Consider the following 17,615-nt stretch of genomic DNA (forward strand, 5'->3'; position numbering starts at 1 on the left):
CTTCATTTCGTCATCACCCGGAGGTGAGAGCCAAATGGCGAAGAATCCGTGGACCCCTCGCCCGGTTCAGACCTAAGTGCTTGATTTTCAAGCCGCTTCAGCGTCTGCGCCGGAAGTGGGGCGCATTATAGGGGAGTTTCAGGACAGGTCAACAGGTTATTCCAAGAAACTTTCAGCAGAGACCAAAAAGGCCCACAGAAAGCGACCTGTCACCTGTGCGAGGTAAGATGCGGGCAGACGATGTTTCGAGGACTGCATGACTTCCATCCTGGCTCGCTACCGAAAACAGCTGAGGAATACGCTTGGCGATTGGTTTCCCCGGACCACGCTCTTCCTTAAAGGAGAGCCACCTATTAATGGAGACACCAAGCCAGGCAGCCGCAAGAAGGCAGAGCCGGCCCAAGCCCCCAAGCGCCAGGCCGAGCCGAAGGCCGCCAGCAAAGGTGCAAAAAGGGAGCAATCGACCGTCCAGCCCCCCACCACTACCCCCTCCCCCACCGCCCTCTATGGTCCCGTCTTCACAGTGAAGCGCGCTCAGGAGCAGCGGATGAAGATGCGTGTCGAGCAGGCCGTTACCCAGGGCATCATCCAGCCACCGTCGCCGGAACAATGGAAGATGATCCTGGCTCGCGCCCCGGCGACGCGGATCTTCGCGGGTGCCGGTTCGGGCAAGACCACGACACTGGTACTGCGGGTGGTGTTCATGCTGTGCCACCTCGAGATCCCGCGCGAGCAACTCACCGTCATCTCCTTTACCAAGGCTTCCTGCGAAGAGTTGCGCGCGCAGCTCAAGCGCGTCCTGGCCTTCTGGGAGGTTCCGCTGAATGAAGAGGCGGCACGCGAACTGGTGAGAACCTTTCACTCGGCCCTGGCACAACTGGCGCGCTCAGAGCTGAGGGCGACGCAGTGGTTCGAGCAGTTGTCCACCCAATCGAAAGGTGAGGATGAACCGGATAACGGCATGCTGGCTGGCGCCACGCTGAACGAAGGCCAACGCCAGCTCCTGATACAGGCCTACGAGAATTGCTACCGCGAGGACGCCGGTTTTCGTCGTCGGGTTCATCTGTTGCTGGAACTGGCGGCGCCCAATGAGGAAGAGCCACCTGGCGCCCCGCCCTTGCAGCCCTTCGTACTCAATGGTGAGCGTCAACCGCAACCGCTGCCCGACCTCTTCTATGGCCAAGCCTCGTTCGCCGAAACCCTTGGCCTGAGGGTCGGCGCCATAAAGAGCAGCCAGCTGGAATGCTCGACGCGGGATCGGATCTTCCTGGAGGCCATGCAGCAGTTCTGGCGACACTTCGGCAAGGTGCTGAAGGAACAGCGGCTGATCACCTTCAATACAGCCTTCGCCGTGCTGACGGATCGCCTGGAAAAGAAACCCAGTCGTGCGCTGATTGCCCGCCTGCAACCCTTTACCCATCTGCTGATCGATGAATTCCAGGACATCTCGCCGCAGATCGCCCTCTGGCTGCAGCAGGTGCAACTCAGACTCGCCGAAGAGAAAGCCGCACCCTCGCTGATGGCCATCGGTGACGACTGGCAATCCATCTATGGCTGGCGGGGCAGCTCGCCGGAGCTGTTCATTCATTTCGATCGCTGGTTTCCTGGCCGGACGCCCAGTCAGATGTTGATGCTGGGGACCAACTATCGCTCTTCACCCGCCATCGTGGCGGACGGCGAGCGCATCCTGACGCAGGTGCGTCACAAGCAACCCAAGAAAACCCAGGCCTTTCGTGCAGCAAATGAGCTTGGGCACGGGGTGAAGGTCGTGCCGCAATTCGATATAGGTCGCCAGTTGACCTCATTGCTAGGTGAAATCGAAGCTCAGCGAAGCTATGCAGCGGAGCGAGAACGGCCAGAGCGTTGCGCGGTCATGGTGATGAGTCGCCTGAATGCACCTTTGAAAGCCATCAACGAGCAGCTGGGCCGACAGCCAGGAGTGCGCACCTGCACCATTCACCGCGCCAAGGGACTGCAGGCCGAGGTGGCTATCGTGCTGGACGACGGTCAGCCCCAGCAGCCGCACCCGCTGCGCAATGCGCTCTATGCCGCCAGCGGACATTTCCAGCAGAGCTACGACGATGCCATGGCCGATGAAGCGTTGCGCCTGAGTTATGTGGCGGTGACCCGCGGGGTCAGTCGCGTACTATGGTACACCCGACAACCACGGGGGGCAGCGGCGATCCTGGCGGGGTGAGTCGAACAACGCGGCGACTCGCGCCATTCAGCGTCGCGGCGCTGAAATGGCCACCGCCCTCCCCGCGGGCGGCAGCCAATGGGCGCCCTATTCGATCACATCGAAGTCCTTGAGATGCTCTTCGGACAACTCCAGACCCAGGCCGGGCTTGTCATCATCCAGCTGCAGGTAGCCACCGACCGGCTGGGGTTCGCCCTTGAAGACGTAGTAGAAGAGTTCGTTGCCCACCTCGACGTCGAACACCGGGAAGAACTCGGCCATGGGCGAAGCGGTGCTAGCCATGGTCAGGTGGTAGTTGTGCATCTGGCCGGCGTGGGGAATGACCGGGACCGACCAGGCCTCGGCCAGGGCGTTGATCTTGCGGGCGGCGGTGATGCCGCCGACGCGGTTGGTGTCGTACTGGATGACGTCCACCGCGCGGCGTTCGAGGAGGTCCTTGAAGCCGTAGGAGGTGAATTCGTGCTCGCCGCCGGAGATGGGCATGATGCCCATCTTCTTGAGTTCGACGTAGCCTTCGATGTCGTCGGCGATGACTGGCTCCTCCAGCCAGCGCGGTTCGAATTCGGCCAGTTTGGGCAGCATGCGCCGGGCGTATTCCAGGGTCCAGCCCATGTAGCACTCCAGCATGATATCGACGTCAGGGCCTGCCAGTTCGCGCAGCGCGCGCACCTGCTCGAGGTTACGCCGCATGCCGGCGGGGCCATCCTTGGGGCCGTAGCCGAATCTCATCTTGAGGGCGTCGAAGCCCTGGCTGAGATAGCCCTGGGCTTCTTCCAGGAACAGGTCCAGATTGTCGTTGGCGTAGAGCTTGGACGCGTAGCAGGGAATCTTTTCCTTGGTACGGCCGCCCAGCAGCTTGAATACCGGCTTGCTCACGGCCTTGCCCATCAGGTCCCAGAGCGCCAGGTCGACGGCGGAGATGGCAGCCATGCCGATGCCCTTGCGGCCCCAGGCGTGGGTGCGACGGTACATCTTCTGCCAGAGGTATTCGTTGTCGAAGGGATCCTGGCCCATGACGATGGGCGTCAGGTACAGGTCGATGATCTCCTTGGCCACCCGCGGCGCCAGGGCGCAGTTACCGAGGCCGACCAGGCCGCTGTCCGTTTCTATCTCCACGACCAGCCAGCCATGGAAGCGGAAGGAGCCCATGGCGTCGCCGCGTTCGTAGAGGATGTCAGTGGCGTTGGTGCAGAAGTGCGCCTGGGGCGGGACGACCTTGCCTTTCCATTCGAAGACGCGGGTACGGACACTGGTGATTTTCATGGTGAGTTTCCTTTTTCGAGCATGAGTCAGGCCTGCCGGCTCCTTGAGCCGGTTCGGCGGATTCGGTAAGCGCCTAGGGCGCCTCGATAGCTATCAGTGGCGGGACATGCCCAGGCGACAAGCGATCTCGAAGGCCTGGCGGGTGGCGCCGACGTTGGCGCGGCCCTGGCCGGCGATATCAAAGGCAGTGCCATGGGCCGGGGTGGCGATGGGAATGGGCAGGCCGCCCTGCACCGTAACGCCACGAGAGAAGCCCATCAGCTTGATCGCGATCTGGCCCTGGTCGTGGTACATGGTGACCACGGCGTCGAAGGCGCGGGCGTCGCCCTGGACCTTCAGAAAGATGGTGTCGGCCGGATAGGGGCCGTCGACGGCGATGCCCAGCGTCTTGGCCCGCTCCACAGCCGGACCGATGAGATCGAGCTCCTCGCGGCCGAAGCTGCCGTTGTCGCCATTGTGGGGATTGAGGCCGCAGACACCGATGCGCGGCCGGGCCAAACCGCTGCGCTTGAGTTCATTGTCGATCAGCTCGATGGCTTCGATCACCCGTTCCTGGCTGAGCAGACCGGGGACGTCCTTGAGCGCGACATGGGAGGTCACCCGCGAGGTCCAGAGATCGTCCAGCACGTTGAATTCGCAGAACGGTCCCGTGTAACCCAGGCGCTCGGCGAACCAGTGCAACTCGTCGTTGTGGCCCAGGCCGGCGAGGTGCAGCGAGGTCTTGTTCAGCGGGCCGAAGAGGATGGCATCGGTGTGGCCGGCCTGGGTCAGGTCCAGGGCGACGGCCAGGGTGTCCAAGCTGTAGCGACCACCGACGACGCTGGCTTCGCTACGGGGGAATGCACCCTCGGCGGCCCCGCGATAGGGATACAGCAGCGGCACGTCGTCCTGGAAGTCGAGGGTATCCAGGCTGTCGATGCGGCGATAGGGGTATTCGCAACCGGCAATGCGCATGCCGGTGCGGGCTTCGTCCTCGTCGGCGATCAGCACCATCCGGGCACGACCGCGCACCTCGGCATCGGCCAGCAGGCGGGCGATGAGTTCGGGGCCGATACCGGCCGGATCGCCCAGCACCAGGGCCAGGCGGGGAAGCGTGGAATTGCTCATGCGGAAGTCCTCAGGTAGGGGTCCAGGCGGATGACGTCGGGCACCGGGCGATACAGACGCTGGGCGGTGTCATGGAAGAGTTGGCGTTGGGCCGTGATGGGCAGGTCGGCCACCAGGCGCTTGAAGCCGCCGAAGATGGTGGCGTAGCTGCCGCACAGGCGATCGACGGGAAAGTTGCTGGCGAACATGGCCCGCTCGGGGCCGAAGATGGCGATGGCCTCGCGAACGATCCAGGCATTGTCCTCGGCGCGCCAGGGTTGGCCGGCGAGGCCCAGACCGGAGATCTTCAGCGCCACGTTGGGCCATTCGGCCAGGCGGGCCAGGGCGGCGCGCCAGGCGGCCAGGCCTTCGGGACGGCGATCGGACGGCAGGCCGGTGTGGTTGAGGATCAACTGGATGGCCGGGAAGTCCCGCGCCAGGCGGCAGGCCTCGTCGAGATTCCACCAGGGCGTCTGCAGGTCGAAGTGCAGGCCGTGGCGCTGCAGTTCGGCGTAGCCCTGCCGCCAGCGGTCATCGCTCATCAGGGTGCGCTGGCTGCCGACCTCTTCCGGACGACCAGGACCGCCCGGTTTGTGTCTTACGCTGCGCACCCGCGCGAAGGCGGCCTGGGCGGCGAGCAGCTCGGCAGCGTTTTCGGCATCCAGCCAGGCCTGGGCGACCATCGCGTTGGGTACGCCATGGCGGCGCGCCAGTTCGTGGACGTAGCGGGTCTCGCCCAGGGGATCGCGGGGATCCCACTCGGTCTCGACGTAGACGGTCTGGACCACGTCATGACCGGCCGCATCGGTGAAGTAGTGCTCGGGGAGGTAGTCGCCCTTGATGGCGCTGTAGTCGCCATAACGGAAGGGAATGGTTTCCGCGCCGGACAGCCAGGGGTGGAAGTTGCGCCGGGGCTCCCAGAAGTGGTGGTGAGCGTCGATGATGGGGCCGCTATAGCGCTCAGTCATGCTGCACCTCCCGCTGGTCCAGGACGATCAGCAGGGTGCCGATGATGAATAGGCCGGAGCAGAGGGCGAAGAAGCCCAGTACCGCCGGATAGCCACCCAGGTGCTGCAGCAGCAGGCCGACCAGAATGGGCACGGCGATACCACCCAGGCTACCGGCCAGGTTCATCACCCCGCCGATCAGACCCACCCGTGCCGGCGCCGCCAGCAGCGCCGGGAAGCTCCAATAGAGGCTGCCCCACATGAGGAAGAAGGCGGTGAGGGACAGCAGTGCCACGGCAGCGTAGGGATCGGTGAGGTGCGGCAGCAGCAGAAAGGCTACGAGGGCCACCAGGCCGGAGCAGGACAGTAGTCCCTTGGCGGCGAGGCCGCGGCGCACGCCCTTGCGCACCAGCAGGTCGCAGAGGAAGCCACCCACCAGCGAGCCCACGGCTCCGCAGAGGAAGATGACGAAGGTAGCGGCGCCGATGCCCTTGATGTCGAAGCCACGGGCCTGGGCCAGGTAGCTGGGCCCCCAGGTCAGCAGGCCGAAGAAGACCATGGCCCAGCTGGCGCGACCGATGAGGATGCCGGCCAGGGAGCGACGGGCGATGCCCAGGCCCCGGGCGCCTGCCTTGGCCGCCTGGGCCACCGAGGTGGTGCGGCCTTCGTTGATGCGTGCGAGTTCAGCGGCATTGACTCCGGGGTGGGTCGCCGGGTCGTCCCGGAGATAGCGCCAGGCGAGCCAGGCCATGGCCAGGGTGGCGATACCGGCGATGAAGAAAGCAGTGCGCCAGGAGCCGAAGACGGCGATCAGGTAGGCGATGAGTAGACCGCCCAGGGCCACGCCCAGGGGACCGCCGCAATCCATCAGCACCGCGCCCCGGCCACGTTCACTGGAGGCCAGCCAGAGCGAATTGAGCTTGCCACCGGCGGGGAACAGCGGTGCTTCGGCAGCGCCCAGGGCGACCCGGGCGAAGATCAGCGATAGGCCGCCGGTGGCGAAGGCGGCCAGGGTCTGGAATACGCCCCAGAGGCCGGTGGACCAGCCGATGACCCGGCGCGGACCGTAGCGATCGATCAGCCAGCCACCGGGAATCTGCAGGAGGGCGTACGCCCAGAAGAAGCTGCTGAGAATCAGCCCCTGGATGGCCGGCGTCAGCTGGAATTCGCGGGCGATGGTAGGCATGGCGATGGACAGGGAGACGCGGTCCACCAGGTTGATGACGGTGAGGCCGAAGATGATGGCGAAGATGCGCCAACGCACGCGGGAGGCCTGCAGGGCCGTGGGTATGGCGGCGGCTTCGTCGAGGTGGTTGGCGCGGGACGTCGAGAGCATGGCGTGACCCCTGATTATTGTTATGGGCGTTCAGCAGCCGGCTGGCGAGGTCGACTATCGGCTGCCAGTTCGATAACCGTCTAATCAAATCTGCACATAGGTGTATAGCCTGAGGATATAGGTGCCTTTCAGTGTTTCGCTGGAGAGCCCTTGGCGCCGAGGTCTCCGCACGCTCACCCGCTACGACATAACCTCAGGCTATCGGTGCATGCCTTTTTTTGAGTGGTCAGGATTGCCCGGGGCTGCGCACACTCGGTCCACCCAAAACAACGACAAGAAAGAGGTAGTCCCATGCGCAGCACCTCCCTGCTCGCCGCCCTCCCCCTGTGTCTGGCCGCTGCGGTGGCTCCCCTGGCCCAGGCCGCCTGGCAGCCCGATGGCAAGGTGGAGATCGTGGTCGCCGGTGGCCCCGGTGGCGGCACCGACCAACTCGGCCGGCTGATCCAGTCGATCATCACCCAGCACAAGCTGCTCGATGCCAGCACCGTGGTGATGAACAAGGGAGGCGGTAATGGCGCCGAGGCTTTTCTGGAGATGAAGCTGGCCAAGGGCGAGGCGGACAAGCTGGTCATCGCCACCAACAACGTCTATCTGCTGCCCCTGACCGCCAAGCTCGGCTACCAGTTGAGCGATCTCACCCCGGTGGCGGCCATCGCCGAGGATGACTTCATCCTCTGGAGCTACGCCGACGCGCCCTGGAAGGATGCCCGCGGCTACATCGACGCCATCAAGCAGGACCCGGCTGGCAAACGCATGGGTGGCAGCCAGTCGAAGGACGTCGACCAGACCCTGACCCTGCTGCTCAATCGCACCGAGGGCACCAAGCTCACCTACATCCCCTTCAAGAGCGGCAGCGAGGCGGCGACCCAGCTGGCTGGCAAGCACATCACCTCCAACGTCAACAATCCCAGCGAGAGCCTGAGCCAGTGGCGCGGTGGACAGGTAGTGCCGCTGTGCGTGTTCAGCCGGAGCCGCATGGCCTATACCGCCAAGGTCACCGAGACCCAGGCGTGGTCGGACGTACCCACCTGCAAGGAGCAGGGCCTGGGTATCGATCAATACCGCTTCCCGCGCACCGTGCTCTTGCCGGGCGGCGTCAGCGAGGAGCAGCGCGTCTTCTATGTGGAGCTCATGCGCAAGGTGAGTCAGACGCCCGAATTCAAGGCCTATATCGAGCGTAACGCCCTGGTGCCGACCTTCCTCGAAGGCCAGGCGCTGCAGGACTACATCGCCCAGGACACCGCTCGGGTCACCCCGGTGTTCGAGGCCGCGGGCTGGCTCAAGCGCTGATCGGCGCACCGACACAGGAGAGACGGCCATGGCCGGAGATTCCCTGATCGCCACCCGCTGGGTGGAACTGGGCGTGGCGGCGTTCACCGCCGGCCTCGGTGGCATCGTGATGATGGGCAGTCTGGAGCAGGGTATCGGCTGGGGCGATGCCGGCCCCGAGCCGGGCTACTTCCCCTTCTACATCGGCCTGCTGCTTGCCCTGGCCAGCCTGGCCACGGCGCTGCAGACCCTGTGGCGCTGGCAGGCGCTGCGCACGGGCTTCGTCGAGCGCGCCGCCTTCGGCCAGGTGCTGCGGGTGTTCCTGCCGATGCTGGCCTTCGTCGTCGCCCTGCCCCTGCTGGGCCTCTATGTCACGGCCTTTTTGTTCATCGCCTGGTTCATGGCGCGCGATCGCCAGCGGCAAAGGCGCTACGGCGCCTGGCAGATCCTCGCCACCGCCGGCGGCGTGAGCCTCGCCAGCTATCTGATCTTCGCCCTCTGGTTCAAGGTGCCACTGGATGCCGGCCCCCTGGCCGACCTCGCCCGCCTGCTGAGGAGCCTGTCATGAGCGAATTCGACTCCCTGATGCACGGGATGGGCCTGATCCTGTCCTTCCATCACCTGGCCCTGATGGTGATCGGCGTGCTGCTCGGCATCCTGGTCGGGGTGCTGCCCGGCCTGGGCGCGCCCAATGGCGTCGCCCTGCTGCTGCCGCTGACCTTCACCATGAGCCCGACCTCGGCCATCATCCTGCTCTCCTGCATGTACTGGGGCGCGCTGTTCGGGGGTTCCATCACCTCCATCCTGTTCAATATCCCGGGCGAACCCTCGTCGGTGGCCACCACCTTCGACGGCTACCCCCTGGCGCGCCAGGGCCGCGCTGGCGAGGCCCTGACCGCAGCCTTCACCTCGGCGCTGCTGGGCGCCTTGGTCGGGGTGCTGCTGCTGACCTTCCTCTCCAGCCGCATCGCCGCCTTCGCCATGGAATTCAGCTCGCCGGAGTTCTTTGCCGTCTACCTGCTGGCCTTCTGCACCTTCATCGGCATGAGCAAGAATCCGCCGCTGAAGACGGTGGCGGCCATGATGATCGGCTTCGCCATGGCGGCGGTGGGCATGGATACCGTCTCCGGCAATCTGCGCCTGACCTTCGATCAACCGGCACTGCTCTCGGGCATCAGCTTCGAGGTGGCGGTGATCGGCCTGTTCGGCATCGGCGAGATCCTCTGCACGGTGGAGGAAGGTCTGGTCTTTCGCGGCGAGCAGGCGCGCATCACCCTGCGTACGGTGCTCGCCACCTGGAAGCAATTGCCGCGCTACTGGCTGACCTGGCTGCGCAGCGCCCTGGTCGGCTGCTGGATGGGCGTGACCCCGGGCGGCCCTACCGCCGCCTCCTTCATGAGCTATAGCCTGGCGCGGCGTTTCTCGAAGAATCGCGAGGGCTTCGGCAAGGGCGAGCTGGAGGGGGTGATCGCGCCGGAGACCGCCGACCACAGTGCCGGCACCAGCGCCCTGCTGCCCATGCTGACCCTGGGTATCCCCGGTTCGGCCACCGCCGCGGTGATGCTCGGCGGCCTGATGATCTGGGGCCTGCACCCGGGGCCGACCTTGTTCGCCGAACAGCACGACTTCGTCTGGAGCCTGATCGCCAGCATGTACCTGGGCAACGTGGTCAGCCTGATCGTGGTGGTGGCGACGGTGCCACTGTTCGCCGCCATCCTGCGCATTCCCTTCTGCATCATTGCGCCCATCATCTTTACCGTCTGCGTGATCGGCGCCTATTCGGTGCACAACAGTCTGTTCGACGTCTGGCTGATGCTCGGCTTCGGCGTCCTTGGCTATGCCTTCAAGAAGCTCGGCTATCCCATCGCCCCCTTGGTGCTGGCGGCGGTGCTGGGCGACAAGGCCGAAGACGCCTTTCGCCAGTCGATGCTGTTCTCCGACGGCCAACTGGGCATCTTCTGGTCCAATCCCCTGGTGGGCAGCCTGACCACCGCGGCGCTGCTGATGCTCTGCTGGCCGCTGCTGGCGCGCGGACTGCAGGCGCTGCGCCAATACGCGCCGCGAGCCAAGGTACGGCCCTCGTGAACGCCCCGGCCTGGCGGGGGCGCACCCCGCCGGCGCCAAGCCGCGGCTCCTGCGCTACCCTAGCCGGCTCCCCTGCCCCGAGGTCCGCCAGCATGACGCGCATTCCCGATGCCCACACCATCCACAGCCGTCTGCGCTTGCGCCAGTTGCGGCTGGTGCTGGCACTGGCGGAATTCGGCTCCCTGCGCCGCGCCGCCGACGACATCGGCATGACCCAGCCGGCCGCCACCAAGATGCTCCACGAGATCGAGAGCCTGCTGGGCGTGGGGCTGTTCGAGCGGCTGCCACGGGGCATGCGCGCCACGGCCTTCGGCGAGACGGTGATCTACTACGCGCGGATGGTGTTCGCCGAACTGTCGGGCATGCGCGAGGAGCTGGTCGCGCTGGAATCGGGCAATCTCGGCCGGGTCGCGGTGGGCGCCATTCCGGCGCTGGCTTCGGGGCTGCTGACCCGCACCATCGCCACCCTTAAGCAGAGTCATCCGCGGCTGTCCATGTCGATCCAGGTGGATACCAGCGATGTGCTGGTCCAGGCGCTCTTGCAGGACCAGCTGGACGTGGTGCTGGGGCGCATTCCCACCGGCGCCCGCGCCGAGGAGCTGCTGTTCGACAGCCTGGGCGAAGAGGTGCTCTGCGTGATCGCCGGCGCGCAGAACCCCCTGGCCCAGGCCACGCACCTGACCTGGGGCGAGTTGCAGGAGCACACCTGGGTGCTGCAGCAGCACCCCAGTCCGATGCGCGCCATCATCAACCAGGCCTTTCACGACGCCCGGGTCGATATTCCCGGCAGCATCGTCGAGACCACCTCCATCATGACCCTGCTGGCGCTGCTACAGCAGACCGACATGCTCGGGGTGACCCCACTGTCGGTGGTCAACGACTACCCCGGTCGCCACCTCCTGGCGGTGCTGCCCATCGCCTTCGAACCCCGGCTGCCGCCCTACGGGCTGATCCGGCGGCGCCATCGGGTGCAGTCGTCGGCCATGCAGACCTTCATGGCCACGGTGCGCAGCGAGCATGGCCGGTTGCGCCAGGAAGACGCCTAAGCACCTTGGCCGCGGATTGCTGCTGGCTCCCAGCTTGGGCATAGTGAAGCGGCCTGCCAGACGCCGGAGCCAACCACCATGCTCGCCTTGTCGCTTCTCGCCTACACTGCTTCCCGCCGGGGCCGCCCATGACCCAGCGCACCATGCTGCTCACCGGCGCCAGCCGCGGGATCGGTCATGCCACCGTCAAGCTGTTCCGCAACCTGGGCTGGCGGCTGCTCACCGTTTCCCGCCAGCCGTTTTCCGCAGAGTGCGCCTGGCCGGAAGCTCGCGATGCGCACATCCAGGCCGATCTCGCCGACCTTTCCCAGATCGACCGCCTGGTCGCCACTGTCCGCGAGCGCCTGCCCAGTGGCAAGCTGCACGCCCTGGTGAACAACGCCGGCATCTCACCCAAGGGGCCCGATGGCAGCCGCCTCGGGGTATTGGCTTCCGATGCCGACACCTGGACCCAGGTGCTCAACGTCAACCTGGTGTCCACCGCCCTGCTCGCGCGCGCCCTGTTGCCGGAGCTGGAAGCGGCCCAGGGCAGCATCGTCAACGTCACCTCCATCGCGGGCTCCCGGGTGCATCCCTTCGCAGGCGTGGCCTATGCCGCCTCCAAGGCGGGCCTCGCCGCGTTGACCCGCGAACTGGCCCATGAATTCGGTCCCCGGGGCGTGCGCGCCAACGCCATAGCGCCCGGCGAAATCGCCACCTCCATCCTTTCGCCCGGTACCGACGGCTTGGTGGAAGCCGAAGTCCCACTCAAACGCCTGGGCACTCCCGACGAAGTCGCCGAGACCATCTACTTCCTCTGCAGCGAACGCTCCTGCTACATCAACGGCGCCGAAATCCATATCAATGGCGGTCAACACGTCTAGGCAGCGCCTGCCTCTGAAGCCTGCCCGCACAGACTGGGAACGGGCAGCCAGGCCACCACCATCAACGTTCCGGGTGGCGCTTCAGCGCCAGGCAGAGGCGCCTTCTTAACACACCACTAATGTTATGTTATAACGTTTATATATATCCCGATGCCCATACCACAGGGATGCATCCGTCCTACGACTTCTTCTACCCGTGATGACCATGACGACCCAAGCCAGCCTTTCCAGCCAGAAACTCCCCGTCACCGTACTGTCCGGCTTTCTCGGCGCCGGCAAGACCACGCTGCTCAACCATATTCTCAATAACCGCGAAGGCCGCCGGGTGGCGGTCATCGTCAACGACATGTCCGAGGTCAACATCGACGCCGCCCTGGTCCGCGACGGCGGCGCCGAGCTGTCGCGCACCGAGGAAAAGCTGGTCGAGATGAGCAACGGCTGCATCTGCTGCACCCTGCGTGAAGACCTGCTGCTCGAAGTGGAGCGGCTCGCCCGGGACGGCCGCTTCGATCAGCTGGTCATCGAATCCACCGGTATCTCCGAGCCGCTCCCGGTGGCCGAAACCTTCACCTTCGCCGGTGAAGACGGTCGCTGCCTCGGTGACGTCGCCCAGCTCGACACCCTGGTCACCGTGGTGGACGCCTTCAACTTCCTGCGCGACTACGCCTCCAGCGACTCCCTGGAGTCCCGCGGCGAGTCTCTCGGCGAGGAAGACGAACGTACCGTGGTCGACCTGCTGATCGAGCAGATCGAATTCTGCGACGTCCTGGTGGTGAACAAGCTGGACCTGGTCGAACCGGCCGAGCGCGATCGCCTGCTGGCCATCCTGCGCAGCCTCAATCCTCGCGCGCGGCTGGAATTGGCGAGCTTCGGCGCCGTCCCCCTGGAGCGGGTGCTGCAGACCGGTCTCTTCGACTTCGACGAAGCCGCCAAGGCGCCGGGCTGGTTGCAGGAACTGCGCGGCGAGCACACCCCCGAGACCGAGGCGTACGGCATCACAAGCTTCGTCTACCAGGCGCGTCGCCCTTTTCATCCCGAGCGCTTCTTCGCCCTGGTCGAGCAGGAATGGCCAGGCGTGGTCCGTTCCAAGGGCTACTTCTGGCTGGCCAGCCATCCCGCCCATGCCGGCACCTGGTCCCAGGCCGGCGCCGTTGCCCGCCATGGCGTCGCCGGGCGCTGGTGGGCCGCGGTACCGCCCGAGCATTGGCCGGACGATGAAGAAACCGTCGCCATCATCAAGGAGAAATGGCACGAGGGTGTCGGCGATGCCCGCCAGGAGCTGGTCCTCATCGGCATGGACATGGACGAAGCCGCACTGCGTGCCCGCCTGGATGCCTGCCTGCTGACCGACACCGAACTCGCCGCTGGCCCCTCGGCCTGGATGCACCTGCACAACCCCTTCAGCGACTGGCCCCCGGCCGCCGATCCCCACTGAGCCAAGCCCTGCCCATGAATGCCATCCTCCCCGACGTCTCCCTCAGCGAGACCGCCACCCTACCCGCCGCCCTCGATTGGGTCGGCATGCAGGGCATCGACCTGCCCATCCGTCTCGGCGAAGGCGATCTCGACAGCTTCGTGCCTGCCAGGGCCGACGTTCAGGTCGATCTGCCCGCGGCCACCGCCAAGGGCATCCACATGTCCCGGCTCTACCGGTTGCTGGACCGCCTGGGCGAGCCGCTCACGCCCGAGCGGCTGCGCTCGCTGCTGGCTGACATGGTCACCAGCCACCGCAGCTGCGACTCCCGCGCCGCCCGGCTGCGCCTCGACTTCGCCCTGCTGGTTCGTCGCCCAGCCCTGGTGACCGCCGAGCTGAGCGGTTGGAAGCGCTATCCAGTGCGCCTGGAAGCCAGTTGGGTTGCCGGCGTCTTCCAGCTCAGCGCCCGCGTCCAAATTCCTTACTCATCCACCTGCCCCTGCTCTGCCTCCCTGGCCCGCCAACTGGTCGAACGGGCCTTTCTCGCCGAGCACGGGACCGCCGAGCACGTGGATCCGGTCACCGTCGCCAGCTGGCTACGCCGCCATGCCTCCCTGGCCACCCCGCACAGTCAGCGCAGCCTGGCACAGGTGCAGGTCAGCATTCCGGCAGGCGCCGTCGACCTCAACCTGCTGCCCTTGATCGACCAGTGCGAAAGGGCCCTGGGCACCCCGGTGCAAACCGCCGTCAAGCGCGCCGACGAACAGGCCTTCGCCGCCCTCAACGGCAGCAATCTGATGTTCGTCGAGGACGCCGCCCGCCGCCTGCTGGTGGCCCTGCGTGATAGCCACCAGGAAGTGCGCATCCATGTGCGCCATCTGGAGAGTCTGCACCCGCACGACGCCTCCGCCTGGGCCTCCAGTTCGCCCGCCTGACCAAGACGCTTCGGCAGCTCTCCTTTTCCAATGCCAGCTTTAGCGCTTTACTGCAAACGAAGCGGTCGCTTTGGGCGACCACTCCCGCTGTCTCGACTTAGGAGCGCCTCGGATGAAATCACGGCTTACCGTAGCAACCCTGACCGTTTTGCTAAGCGCCCTCAGCACGGGCGTCGCGCTGGCCGAAAGCCCGCTGGAAAAGAGCGTCCGCCAGGACGGCCGTGACGTGAGCGAAGACGCGCGCCACGATCGGAAGGAAGTCGACAAGGGTGCGGCCCATGCCGCTGACGAAGCCGACCGCACCGATACCCACCTGGACAGGGAACGCCACCGCGAAGACAAGAAGGCGGACAAGGAATACAAGAAGACGCTGTAACCCTCGCGGGCAGAGCACAGGGACGGTCTTGTCCTCCAACTCTGCCCCTTCCCTTCACGCCCCGACAGGCTGCGTGAATTTCAACCACTGAACGCAGGCAACCCTCTGGCCTGCCTACCCAACTGATGAGTGTGTCAGGGGCATCCGCTCGGCTGTAGAGCCCGGCAACCGACTCGCGCCCCATGAAATTAGTGACCTGAATCACATTATTTTGGCATGACGAGTCTGATCGCTTAGACTGCGCGCCTCTCGAAAAAGGAGTTTCGCATGAAGCCATCTCATCTCTTGTTCATCGCCTTCGCCACGCTGCAACTCGCCGGTTGCGCCATCGGCCAGAAGATCGACTACCGCCAGACCGCCCCGCAACTCAGCGTCAAGGCCGACAAGCCGGTTGCCGTCGCGGTACTCGATGAGCGTCCCTATGTGGTCGCCCAAGACAAGGACGCCACCTACGTCGGCAACATCCGCGGCCTCTACTACAATCCCTGGAGCGTCCGCACCTACAGCGGCAGCCCCCTTTCCGCCGACCTGCAGGACGCCGTGCAAAAGGCCCTGGCCCGCGCCGCCATAACCGCCATGCCCAGCCAGGCCAGCGACCGCGCGCCCCAGGGTCAGAAGCTGCTGGTGCTGAAACTGCGGGAATGGAAATCCGACGCCTACATGCGCGTCCGCTTCGACTATGACGTCATCACCCAGGTCCTCGACGACCAGGGCAAGGTGCTCGCCAGCGACGAGATCAAAGGCAGCGGCCCGACCAACAATGTCATCCTCTCGGGCACCCAGGTCCTGGCCAACGCCATTGATGCACCAGCCATCGCTGCCGCCCTGGCCAAGGGCAACACGCCCTGATTGGGACGCCGCACCTCGGCATGAAAAAGCCCGCTTCGCGCGGGCTTTTTCATGCCCACAGGTGCTGGGGCAAGATACGCAGCAGAGCGAATCGCACGGCCATCGAGACGAGCGCCAAGGCGCACGAAAGGTTTCATCCAGGCTGCAGCGATCAGCGGCTACAGCCTGTCGGAGCAGGAAGACCGGGGTACAAAGTAGTCAGACAGGATCAGGCTAAACCAGTATTCAACCGCCCCGAACGCAACGCTCAGGCGTGGATTGCGACATCGCGCTGGGCGACGCCTTACTGCAGTTACGGGCCTTGGTTGATCGTGAGAAGCCAACGACCTCCGCACTTCTGCCGCCTGCAGTTGTCAGACCACCTCATTCGACGTGGCCCTGCCAGGCAAGCAACATGAATGCACCTGTGAAAGAACAGAAGGTGATCAATGCGATTGCCATAGGAACCTGCGTAGCAGCAATGGTCTTGCTGTTGAGCTTCGCTGAAGCCACAATCGCGGCCAATAGCTGGGTACCGCAGCCCAATACCGAAACTGAAAAGGATACTTCAGTTGCGCTATCAATTGACAAGGACAGTGACGCTCTTCGAGTCGAGGCCCCACGGCCGGCTAAATAGCGTCCCGCTTAAATCTGCACTCATTCGTCCGAGATCGCTCACCAGCGATCAGGGCCTACTGGCGCTCACCCTGGGCGCCATGTGTATTGGGCTGGCAACCATCTTCGTGGTGGCCATGGTAGCCTGCTGACGATGGTGCTTGACCAGGGTCGGTAGCTTCGGTGGGTAACCGATAGTTTGGCGATGCTTTGCACGCCCTGACTCAAGCCGTCCTGCCTGCTCATCTCACAAGGCAGTTTCCAACGATCGCACTCAGCTCAGCCCTCGCTCTCGTGCGGGGCCTGGGTTGCCGCGATGCCCAACCTCATCGGGGCGAGTGCTATAGAAGGTCAGGCCTCGGCGCTGTTCCGAAAGAACTTTGGAACTCCTCCTTTTCACTCGCCCAACCGGTCTTGAAATCCGACCCTGCAGACAGCAAAAAGCCCCGTAGGAACGGGGCTTCGAAGATGGCGGAAGCGCAGAGATTCGAACTCTGGGACCCTTGCGAGTCGGCGGTTTTCAAGACCGTTACATAAAGTCAGGCTGAGCGGCGCCTACGACCCTATTCGCGTTCCGATACTTTTCCGTGATCACCCCGCTACAACCCGCATGGCTACTAGATAGTACCTTTGAGTTTCGGAACTCTAAAACGATCGCTCCGAGCGCGGTGCTGTAATGACTAACCGGGGTTGATGCATTCCTACCGTCCGCTACCGATGTGTGATCCAAATGGCAATCCGAGATTTATTGGTCCGGCCAGATCGGAGGCGTATTGACGGAATGTACAGGTGCATTTACTGTACCTACACATTACACAGGAGACATCGCGATGACCCTTAGCTATCCAGATTTCCGCGAAGCAAATGCAGATGAATTCCGGACGAAATATCGTAATTTCGCTCCATTGCTTGATCGGCCAGATATTCGACTTTGGCCAGCCTTGAACAATGCCGCAGCCTTTTCGCACATGCGATCCGCTACAGTCTGCTGGGGCTACCCAGCGGTTGCTGGGATAACCTTCATGGTAGCTCCTATGCTCGAAAACGTACCAAGTGAAGACATTGACTACGTTAAGAAGGGAATAGGCGCCATTGTCTGCGCCATCATGGAGACCAACGGGTTCGAAAAGACACGCACCAAGAAGGCCGTTCCACCTTTCCCGCACCGCGTTTTTAGCCGTGGGGAAGTGTACTGCCAACCGTAGTCGGAACCCTTAGGTCTGACTTGGATGGAATAATCCAAATCAGACCTCATTCCAATACTGCAGCAGTAGTTGTGTCTAGGCGCTGGATGCCGCGCCGCTGCTGACTTTGCTTCGAAAGCTGTCTAATCTGGTTTCACCACTTTGGCCGAG

16 protein-coding genes and 1 tRNA gene are annotated in these 17,615 nt (G+C 64.4%); 12 read left to right on the forward strand and 5 right to left on the reverse strand.

Features of this window, described 5'->3' with window-relative positions:
* The first annotated feature begins 256 nt into the window (after nucleotides 1–256).
* On the forward strand, nucleotides 257–2,197 hold the full coding sequence (locus BMZ43_RS00005) for a UvrD-helicase domain-containing protein (protein WP_093248810.1): 1,941 nt from the start codon (nucleotides 257–259) through the stop codon (nucleotides 2,195–2,197).
* An 87-nt stretch (nucleotides 2,198–2,284) separates the two neighbouring features.
* Here BMZ43_RS00005 and BMZ43_RS00010 read toward each other — a convergent pair whose 3' ends face one another.
* From BMZ43_RS00010 to BMZ43_RS00025, 4 genes are all read right to left on the reverse strand, one after another.
* Nucleotides 2,285–3,460: an L-rhamnonate dehydratase gene (locus BMZ43_RS00010; RefSeq protein WP_064308872.1), complete on the reverse strand. Its 1,176-nt coding sequence runs from the start codon at nucleotides 3,458–3,460 to the stop codon at nucleotides 2,285–2,287.
* A 93-nt stretch (nucleotides 3,461–3,553) separates the two neighbouring features.
* The gene (locus BMZ43_RS00015; protein WP_093248813.1) at nucleotides 3,554–4,567 is read right to left on the reverse strand and encodes a 4-hydroxythreonine-4-phosphate dehydrogenase PdxA; all 1,014 of its coding nucleotides are present in this window, start codon (nucleotides 4,565–4,567) and stop codon (nucleotides 3,554–3,556) included.
* Nucleotides 4,564–5,514, reverse strand: a complete 951-nt coding sequence (locus tag BMZ43_RS00020) for an amidohydrolase family protein (RefSeq protein ID WP_093248816.1) — start codon at nucleotides 5,512–5,514, stop codon at nucleotides 4,564–4,566. The genes BMZ43_RS00015 and BMZ43_RS00020 overlap by 4 nt, the downstream gene beginning before the upstream one ends.
* Nucleotides 5,507–6,829, reverse strand: a complete 1,323-nt coding sequence (locus BMZ43_RS00025; protein WP_017641786.1) for an MFS transporter — start codon at nucleotides 6,827–6,829, stop codon at nucleotides 5,507–5,509. The genes BMZ43_RS00020 and BMZ43_RS00025 overlap by 8 nt, the downstream gene beginning before the upstream one ends.
* A gap of 291 nt (nucleotides 6,830–7,120) precedes the next feature.
* Between BMZ43_RS00025 and BMZ43_RS00030 the strand changes: the two genes are divergently transcribed.
* The 10 genes from BMZ43_RS00030 to BMZ43_RS25970 all read left to right on the forward strand — a co-directional run bounded on the left by BMZ43_RS00030 (nucleotide 7,121) and on the right by BMZ43_RS25970 (nucleotide 16,282).
* The gene (locus BMZ43_RS00030) at nucleotides 7,121–8,119 is read left to right on the forward strand and encodes a tripartite tricarboxylate transporter substrate binding protein (protein WP_064308876.1); all 999 of its coding nucleotides are present in this window, start codon (nucleotides 7,121–7,123) and stop codon (nucleotides 8,117–8,119) included.
* Between the two features lie 28 nt (nucleotides 8,120–8,147).
* A complete protein-coding gene (locus tag BMZ43_RS00035; RefSeq protein WP_064308877.1) occupies nucleotides 8,148–8,666 on the forward strand; it encodes a tripartite tricarboxylate transporter TctB family protein in 519 nt (172 codons plus the stop codon).
* A complete protein-coding gene (locus tag BMZ43_RS00040; RefSeq protein ID WP_093248820.1) occupies nucleotides 8,663–10,183 on the forward strand; it encodes a tripartite tricarboxylate transporter permease in 1,521 nt (506 codons plus the stop codon). The genes BMZ43_RS00035 and BMZ43_RS00040 overlap by 4 nt, the downstream gene beginning before the upstream one ends.
* A 92-nt stretch (nucleotides 10,184–10,275) precedes the next feature.
* A complete protein-coding gene (locus BMZ43_RS00045) occupies nucleotides 10,276–11,229 on the forward strand; it encodes a LysR family transcriptional regulator (RefSeq protein ID WP_064308879.1) in 954 nt (317 codons plus the stop codon).
* A gap of 128 nt (nucleotides 11,230–11,357) precedes the next feature.
* Complete coding sequence (locus BMZ43_RS00050) at nucleotides 11,358–12,092, forward strand: SDR family NAD(P)-dependent oxidoreductase (RefSeq protein WP_064308880.1); 735 nt, start codon at nucleotides 11,358–11,360, stop codon at nucleotides 12,090–12,092.
* A 199-nt stretch (nucleotides 12,093–12,291) separates the two neighbouring features.
* Entirely contained in the window at nucleotides 12,292–13,527 is a 1,236-nt protein-coding gene (gene zigA, locus BMZ43_RS00055; protein WP_093248823.1) for a zinc metallochaperone GTPase ZigA, read from the forward strand.
* A gap of 14 nt (nucleotides 13,528–13,541) precedes the next feature.
* The gene (gene folE2 / locus BMZ43_RS00060) at nucleotides 13,542–14,441 is read left to right on the forward strand and encodes a GTP cyclohydrolase FolE2 (RefSeq protein ID WP_064308882.1); all 900 of its coding nucleotides are present in this window, start codon (nucleotides 13,542–13,544) and stop codon (nucleotides 14,439–14,441) included.
* A gap of 112 nt (nucleotides 14,442–14,553) precedes the next feature.
* Nucleotides 14,554–14,817, forward strand: a complete 264-nt coding sequence (locus tag BMZ43_RS00065) for a hypothetical protein (RefSeq protein ID WP_064308883.1) — start codon at nucleotides 14,554–14,556, stop codon at nucleotides 14,815–14,817.
* A 267-nt stretch (nucleotides 14,818–15,084) separates the two neighbouring features.
* Complete coding sequence (locus BMZ43_RS00070; RefSeq protein ID WP_017641777.1) at nucleotides 15,085–15,666, forward strand: YajG family lipoprotein; 582 nt, start codon at nucleotides 15,085–15,087, stop codon at nucleotides 15,664–15,666.
* A gap of 394 nt (nucleotides 15,667–16,060) precedes the next feature.
* Nucleotides 16,061–16,282, forward strand: a complete 222-nt coding sequence (locus BMZ43_RS25970; protein ID WP_143075217.1) for a hypothetical protein — start codon at nucleotides 16,061–16,063, stop codon at nucleotides 16,280–16,282.
* A 447-nt stretch (nucleotides 16,283–16,729) separates the two neighbouring features.
* Here BMZ43_RS25970 and BMZ43_RS26385 read toward each other — a convergent pair.
* A tRNA-Ser gene (locus tag BMZ43_RS26385) sits at nucleotides 16,730–16,847 on the reverse strand.
* A 243-nt stretch (nucleotides 16,848–17,090) separates the two neighbouring features.
* Here BMZ43_RS26385 and BMZ43_RS25975 point away from each other — a divergent pair.
* Complete coding sequence (locus BMZ43_RS25975; RefSeq protein WP_143075218.1) at nucleotides 17,091–17,465, forward strand: hypothetical protein; 375 nt, start codon at nucleotides 17,091–17,093, stop codon at nucleotides 17,463–17,465.
* Nucleotides 17,466–17,615 lie beyond the last annotated feature (150 nt).

Source organism: Pseudomonas sp. Snoq117.2, from assembly GCF_900110545.1.
Lineage (GTDB): Bacteria > Pseudomonadota > Gammaproteobacteria > Pseudomonadales > Pseudomonadaceae > Chryseomonas > Chryseomonas benzopyrenica.

Bases quoted from the DNA above. Each gene is read 5' to 3' on its own strand.
- BMZ43_RS00005 (WP_093248810.1), top strand. From the start codon at position 257: ATGACTTCCATCCTGGCTCGCTACCGAAAACAGCTGAGGAATACGCTT.
- BMZ43_RS00010 (WP_064308872.1), bottom strand. From the start codon at position 3,460: ATGAAAATCACCAGTGTCCGTACCCGCGTCTTCGAATGGAAAGGCAAG.
- BMZ43_RS00015 (WP_093248813.1), bottom strand. From the start codon at position 4,567: ATGAGCAATTCCACGCTTCCCCGCCTGGCCCTGGTGCTGGGCGATCCG.
- BMZ43_RS00020 (WP_093248816.1), bottom strand. From the start codon at position 5,514: ATGACTGAGCGCTATAGCGGCCCCATCATCGACGCTCACCACCACTTC.
- BMZ43_RS00025 (WP_017641786.1), bottom strand. From the start codon at position 6,829: ATGCTCTCGACGTCCCGCGCCAACCACCTCGACGAAGCCGCCGCCATA.
- BMZ43_RS00030 (WP_064308876.1), top strand. From the start codon at position 7,121: ATGCGCAGCACCTCCCTGCTCGCCGCCCTCCCCCTGTGTCTGGCCGCT.
- BMZ43_RS00035 (WP_064308877.1), top strand. From the start codon at position 8,148: ATGGCCGGAGATTCCCTGATCGCCACCCGCTGGGTGGAACTGGGCGTG.
- BMZ43_RS00040 (WP_093248820.1), top strand. From the start codon at position 8,663: ATGAGCGAATTCGACTCCCTGATGCACGGGATGGGCCTGATCCTGTCC.
- BMZ43_RS00045 (WP_064308879.1), top strand. From the start codon at position 10,276: ATGACGCGCATTCCCGATGCCCACACCATCCACAGCCGTCTGCGCTTG.
- BMZ43_RS00050 (WP_064308880.1), top strand. From the start codon at position 11,358: ATGACCCAGCGCACCATGCTGCTCACCGGCGCCAGCCGCGGGATCGGT.
- zigA (WP_093248823.1), top strand. From the start codon at position 12,292: ATGACCATGACGACCCAAGCCAGCCTTTCCAGCCAGAAACTCCCCGTC.
- folE2 (WP_064308882.1), top strand. From the start codon at position 13,542: ATGAATGCCATCCTCCCCGACGTCTCCCTCAGCGAGACCGCCACCCTA.
- BMZ43_RS00065 (WP_064308883.1), top strand. From the start codon at position 14,554: ATGAAATCACGGCTTACCGTAGCAACCCTGACCGTTTTGCTAAGCGCC.
- BMZ43_RS00070 (WP_017641777.1), top strand. From the start codon at position 15,085: ATGAAGCCATCTCATCTCTTGTTCATCGCCTTCGCCACGCTGCAACTC.
- BMZ43_RS25970 (WP_143075217.1), top strand. From the start codon at position 16,061: ATGAATGCACCTGTGAAAGAACAGAAGGTGATCAATGCGATTGCCATA.
- BMZ43_RS25975 (WP_143075218.1), top strand. From the start codon at position 17,091: ATGACCCTTAGCTATCCAGATTTCCGCGAAGCAAATGCAGATGAATTC.